This window comes from Pantanalinema sp., assembly GCA_036704125.1.
GTDB lineage: Bacteria > Cyanobacteriota > Sericytochromatia > S15B-MN24 > UBA4093 > JAGIBK01.
This window is the reverse complement of the sequence record DATNQI010000088.1, coordinates 1-5,114: the sequence shown is the minus strand read 5'-3', so window position 1 is coordinate 5,114 and position 5,114 is coordinate 1. Positions and strand designations below refer to the sequence as shown.

The window sequence follows — 5,114 nt, the reverse complement described above, 5'->3', positions numbered from 1 at the left end:
TGTTCTCGATGGTGTAGTTGTGGTCGTCCATCAGGTGGGGGTACCATCCCACGCTCACCGTCAGGTCGGGGTTGTCCACGTCCAGGGTGTCCAGATCCTGGACGAACTCGGGCTTGAGGACCATGTCCACCACCAGCCGGCTGGCCGGGGCCGCGCACAGCGCCTCCACCGGTACGTCCCAGCTCGCCTCTCGGGCGATCCGGTCCAGGGCGTTGACCACGAAGCGCTTGGGAGCGGCCATGCTGACCTCCACCGACTGCGGCACCCCGTTTGGATCCGTCACGACCCGCAGCACCCCGTCGGGGGCTCCCAGGCGCGAGACGAAGGGCAGGGCATCGAGCGGAAGCTCGTGGGAGCGCATGCCCGTCAGCAGATCGACCTTCCAGTTTCCCATCTCTTGGCCCCCCGCTTATCGGCCGGTGCGCGCGCCGGCGCCCACCGGGGACCGCTGGATCACGCTGTGCTCGGCCATGGCGCTGTTGAGGCGCTTGCCGCCGTAGTCGCCCGGGTCGAGCGCGACCTCCTGGCCGTGCCCCACCGTACCCTTGATCTGGTTGCCCATCACGTCGAAGCCGAGTTCCCCTGACGTGACGTGGCTGCCCGTCACGCTCGCGACCTCGAGCTTTTCCTGGTCGAGGCGGTAGCCCTGGCCGATCATGCCGGCCACGGCGCTCGCCGGGGCATCCTTCATCTGCTTCTTGAATGCCTCGAGGGCCTCGGGGCGCATCTGGTACGTGACGGTGACGCTGTCCTCCTCCTCGAGGCGCGCGAGCGCCTTGGAGTTGATGCGACGGCCCTGCAGGTCCTCGCTGCCCAGCCCGGCGAATTGCTCCTTGGTCATGGTCTTCTGGATGCTCGCCCCCACGATCTCGCCCTTCTTGTCGAGGGTGACGGCCATGGTGCGGCTGTCGGTGCCGCCGACGCCCGCCTCGAAGCCCGCGACCCCGCCCGAGGCCTGCGCCTGGCCGTTGATGGTCAGGTAGAGGGTCGTCGTGTCGCTACGGAAGTCCTTGTTGGCGCCGAGCTTGACCTCGCCTCCGATGGCGGCGCTGAGGCTCGCCACGTCGAGCTTGGCGGCGTCGAGGGCTTGGCCGACGACCATGCCCTTGAAGCCCTGCTTCGCTTCGGTGCCGTCGGCTTCCTCCGCCGCATCGGCCTTCTCGTGGGCGCCGAGGGAGATGCCCGCCTCGAGGGTGGCGTTGGCGTACAGGCCCGCCTCGCCGCGCACCTCGGTGAGGTGGCTGGCGAAGGCGGCGGCGTCCTTGGCCACGTCGGGGGCGTTGCTCGCGGCGAGCGCCATGCCGATGCCGGGGATGGTGGCCTCGAGGGTGCTCTTGGAGGCCGACTTGAGGATGCCCGTCATGGCTTCCATGGCCTTGGGGTCGTTGGGATCGAAGCGGAACTTGAACTCCACCTGGCCCGAGACTCCCGCCTGCGCTTCGGCTCCCGCGCTGACGTCGGCGCCCACGACGCGATCGCCCGCAGCCTTGCCCTTCTGGAGGTTGAGGAGCTCGGCCTGGATGCCGACCCCGGCGTTGGCGTCGACCATCAGGGAGACCTCGATCTCGGTGGGGGGCCTTCCCTTGTCATCCTTGGGCTCGGTGACGAGGTTGCCCGCTTCATCGGTCTTCTGGACGCGCTTGACCTCGGCCTGGGCGCCGGCGCCGACCTGGACGCCCGCGAACTGGGCGTCGGCCTCGATCTTCATGAAGACCGACTCGCCGGGCTCCAGGCGGTTGGTCAAGAGGTTGCCCACCGCTCCGGCCTTCTCGCCGCTGTACTCGTCGTCGTCGCCGAGGACGCTCTTGTCGAGCAAAGGATCGATGACCTTGTCGACGACGTGGCGCGCCCCGGCCTCGATCTGCTCGCCCACGTAGTCGAGACCGTCGTCGACGGCCTTGACCGTCTTCTTGGCGCCGCTTGCGATCGCTTCACCCGCGTCGGCGAGCTTGTCGCCGATGTCGTCGAGCTCGCTGTCGACGGCCTTGCCGACCTTCTTGGCGCCATCGACGACCTTGTTGCCGGCGTCCTTGGCGTCGTCCCAGAGCTTGCCGAAGAAGCCCTTCTCCTCCTGAGGCTCGGGCTTCTTCTCGACCTTGGGGGCGGCGGCCCTGGTCTCTTCGGGGGCGTAGCGCGCCAGGCGCATCTCGCGCTGCTCGGCGAGCTTGGCCTTTGCTGCCTCCTCGGCGGCCTTCTTCGCGGCTTCCTCTGCTGCCTTCTTTGCAGCCTCTTCGGCGGCCTTCCTCGCGGCTTCCTCGGCGGCCTTGCGCGCGGCCTCCTCGGCGGCGCGGCGGCGAGCGGCCTCTTCTGCTGCGCGCCGGGCCGCTTCTTCCGCGGCCTTGCGGGACGGATCGCTGCCGCCGATTCCTACGTTCATGGGCGCCCTCCTCACGAAACGTTCGCGTCGAGAAATGAAATTTCCTGTAGGGAGGGTATACCCAGGCGAGGGTTATTTTGTTCAGCTCGGTGAAGTGAGCGAAGGCTTCAGCGCGCCGCGGCCCGGCTCAGGCGATCGCGGACCGCCGCCCATTGGTCGGTCTCGGGAGGACGCTCCACCAGGATCCGCGCGACTCCGGTCGCATCGAGCGCGTGCAGCGTGGCGTAGAGCGCCGCAGCGTACCCTTCGGGATCGCTGGGCAACGCGTGAATGACCGCGCGCACGAGGCTCGCCGGTGCGGGGCCGATGGTCAGGACGGCGACCGGCAGGTCGCCCGTCGCGGCCAGGGCCGGGCCGATCTCCTCTCGGCCGATGAGTTCGAGCGGCGCCTTGGGGGCGTAGTGCCGGCGGGCGAGGCCCGGCGAGGCCTGGGGGCCCTCGCCGGCGACGAGGTGGGCCATGCGCGCGTTCGGCGCGAGGCGGCGGATTGCCTCGAGGCTCACCCCGCCCGGTCGCAGCACCGTGGGGACCTCGCCCGTCAGGTCCAGGACCGTCGACTCGATCCCCACGGCGCACGCGCCGCCGTCCACCACCGCATCGACGCGATCGCCCAGGCCCGCGATCACGTGCCGGGCCTCGGTGGGCGAGATGCCCATGTAGGGGTTGGCGCTCGGCGCCGCCACGGGGATGCCCGCTTCCTTGAGGAGGGCGAGTGCCACCGGGTGAGCGGGGATCCTCACCCCGACAGCGGGGAGGCCAGCCGTGACCAGGTCGGGGATCTCGGGGCGCTTGGGCAAGAGCAGGGTCAAAGGGCCAGGCCAGAAGGCGGCAGCGAGTTGCTCGGCGATGTCCGGCCATGCGGCCGTGATGGAGCGGGCCGCCTGGACGTTGGCCACGTGCACGATCAAGGGGTTGGTCGCCGGGCGCCCCTTGGCCTCGAAGATGCGGCGCACCGCCTCGGGGTTGCGCGCGTCGGCCCCCAGCCCGTAGACGGTCTCGGTGGGGAAGGCCACCAGGCCGCCCTTGCGGAGCAGCTCGGCGGCAGGGGCCAGGAGGGAGGGATCCGGCGCGGTCGGATCGACCGCGATCAGGCGTGGAGCGTGCATGAGAGCATTCTTGCACTTTCGAGGGGCCAGGGGCAAGCGCCTCGGCCCGCCCCCCGCGTCAGGTCGCTTGCCCGCTCTCGTCGGTCACCGCGATCCCCATCGCAGCAAGGCGCGCGGCGGTCACGCCCTGACCCGGGACGACGCGGCCGGTGAAGGTGCCGTCGTAGACGGAGTTGCAGCCGCAGGAGGGGCTGCGGGCCTTGAGGATGGCTCGCGCGACGCCGTGCCGCTCCGCGAGGCGCGCCGCCGCCTCGGCGCCCGCGAGGAAGGCCTCGGTGACGTCGGTGCCGTCTTGCCGCACGATCCGGGCCTCGCCCCTCAGCACGGCAGCACCGTCGCCGCCCACGAGCTCGGCCGGTGGCCGCGGAGTGGGCAGGCCGCCGAGCTCTTCAGGGCAGACGGGGATGGCCCCGCCCTTTGCCACGAGGTCCGCGAGCTCGGGGTACTGCGAAAAGCCGCCCCCGTCGTAGCGGCACTTCGTGCCGATCAGGCAAGCACTGACGAGGATCACTTGGCCCTCGGCTGCGTCTCTGCCTGCAATTGGCCGCACGCCGCGGCGATGTCGCGGCCCATGGGCTGGCGCACTGTGGTGGGGACGCCGTGTCCGGTGAGGATGGCCTGGAAGGCCCGCACGCGCTCGTCCGCCGATCCCTGGAGGGCCGCGTCAGGGGTGGTGTTGTAGGGGATGAGGTTCAGATGGTAGTCGCCCCGGCGCATCAAGGTCGCGAGCGCCTCGGCCTCGGTGTCGCCGTCGTTGACCCCCTCGAGCATCAGATACTCGAAGAAGATGCGCCGCCCCGTGGTCTGGGCGTAGTCGGCGCAGGCCTCCATCAGCTCGTCGAGCGGGTAGCGATCGTTGACGGGCATCAGGGCGCTGCGGATCGCATCGTTCGGCGCATGCAGCGAGATCGCGAGGTTCACCGCGACGGGCTCTCGGGCGAACTTGCGGATCTCGGGCACCAGCCCCACGGTCGAGAGGGTGACGTGGCGTCTGGCGAGGCTCATCCCGCTCTGGTCGCAGAGCATGGCGATCGCCGCGCACACCGCGTGGTAGTTGTGAAAGGGCTCGCCCATCCCCATGAACACGATGTTGGTGATTCGCTCGCCGCGCGCTTGGAGGTGGCGCGCGAAGTACAGGACCTGGTCGAGGATCTCGCTGGGGGTGAGGTGGCGACTGAAGCCGGCCTGGCCGGTGGCGCAGAAGGCGCAGCGGTAGGCACAACCCGCCTGGCTCGAGACGCAGACCGTGTTGCGCCGGCCGTGGTGCTGCATCAGGACCGTCTCGATCGAGAGGCCGTCGTGCAGCTTCAGGAGGGCCTTGATGGTCTGGCCGTCCTCGGCCTCTTGGATGGTGATCGCCTCGAGCGGCGAAAAGGGGTCCGGGGCGGCGTCGCGCGTCAGGGCGCGGTACAGCTCGCGCCCCTGGTGCGCTCGCATGGCGTGCGCCTCGAGGATCGCCTCGGCTCGGTTGAGCCCGGCGCGGCGCGCCTTGTCGTGGAGGTAGCGGAGCCATGGTGCTTCAGCGCTCATCATTCGCCCATTCTCGCAACATTCCGGCAAAAGGGACGCCCCCCGACACAGGTCGGGGGGCGTCTCTACCAGGGAGATGCGAACTACTACTTGATCGCGAT

The 5,114-nt window shown here is 69.9% G+C and carries 5 protein-coding genes; all 5 read right to left on the bottom strand.

The features are described from left to right. On the bottom strand, positions 1 to 394 hold a 394-nt coding region (locus V6D00_14035; protein HEY9900289.1), incomplete at its 3' end, for a hypothetical protein. Between the two features lie 15 nt (positions 395 to 409). Beyond that, on the bottom strand, positions 410 to 2,377 hold the full coding sequence (locus V6D00_14030) for a hypothetical protein (protein ID HEY9900288.1): 1,968 nt from the start codon (positions 2,375 to 2,377) through the stop codon (positions 410 to 412). A 107-nt stretch (positions 2,378 to 2,484) separates the two neighbouring features. Continuing rightward, a complete protein-coding gene (locus tag V6D00_14025; GenBank protein ID HEY9900287.1) occupies positions 2,485 to 3,483 on the bottom strand; it encodes an L-threonylcarbamoyladenylate synthase in 999 nt (332 codons plus the stop codon). A 58-nt stretch (positions 3,484 to 3,541) separates the two neighbouring features. After that, complete coding sequence (locus V6D00_14020; protein ID HEY9900286.1) at positions 3,542 to 3,994, bottom strand: DUF523 domain-containing protein; 453 nt, start codon at positions 3,992 to 3,994, stop codon at positions 3,542 to 3,544. Then, complete coding sequence (rlmN, locus tag V6D00_14015; GenBank protein ID HEY9900285.1) at positions 3,991 to 5,013, bottom strand: 23S rRNA (adenine(2503)-C(2))-methyltransferase RlmN; 1,023 nt, start codon at positions 5,011 to 5,013, stop codon at positions 3,991 to 3,993. Before rlmN ends, V6D00_14020 begins: the two co-directional genes overlap by 4 nt. Positions 5,014 to 5,114: the final 101 nt, after the last annotated feature.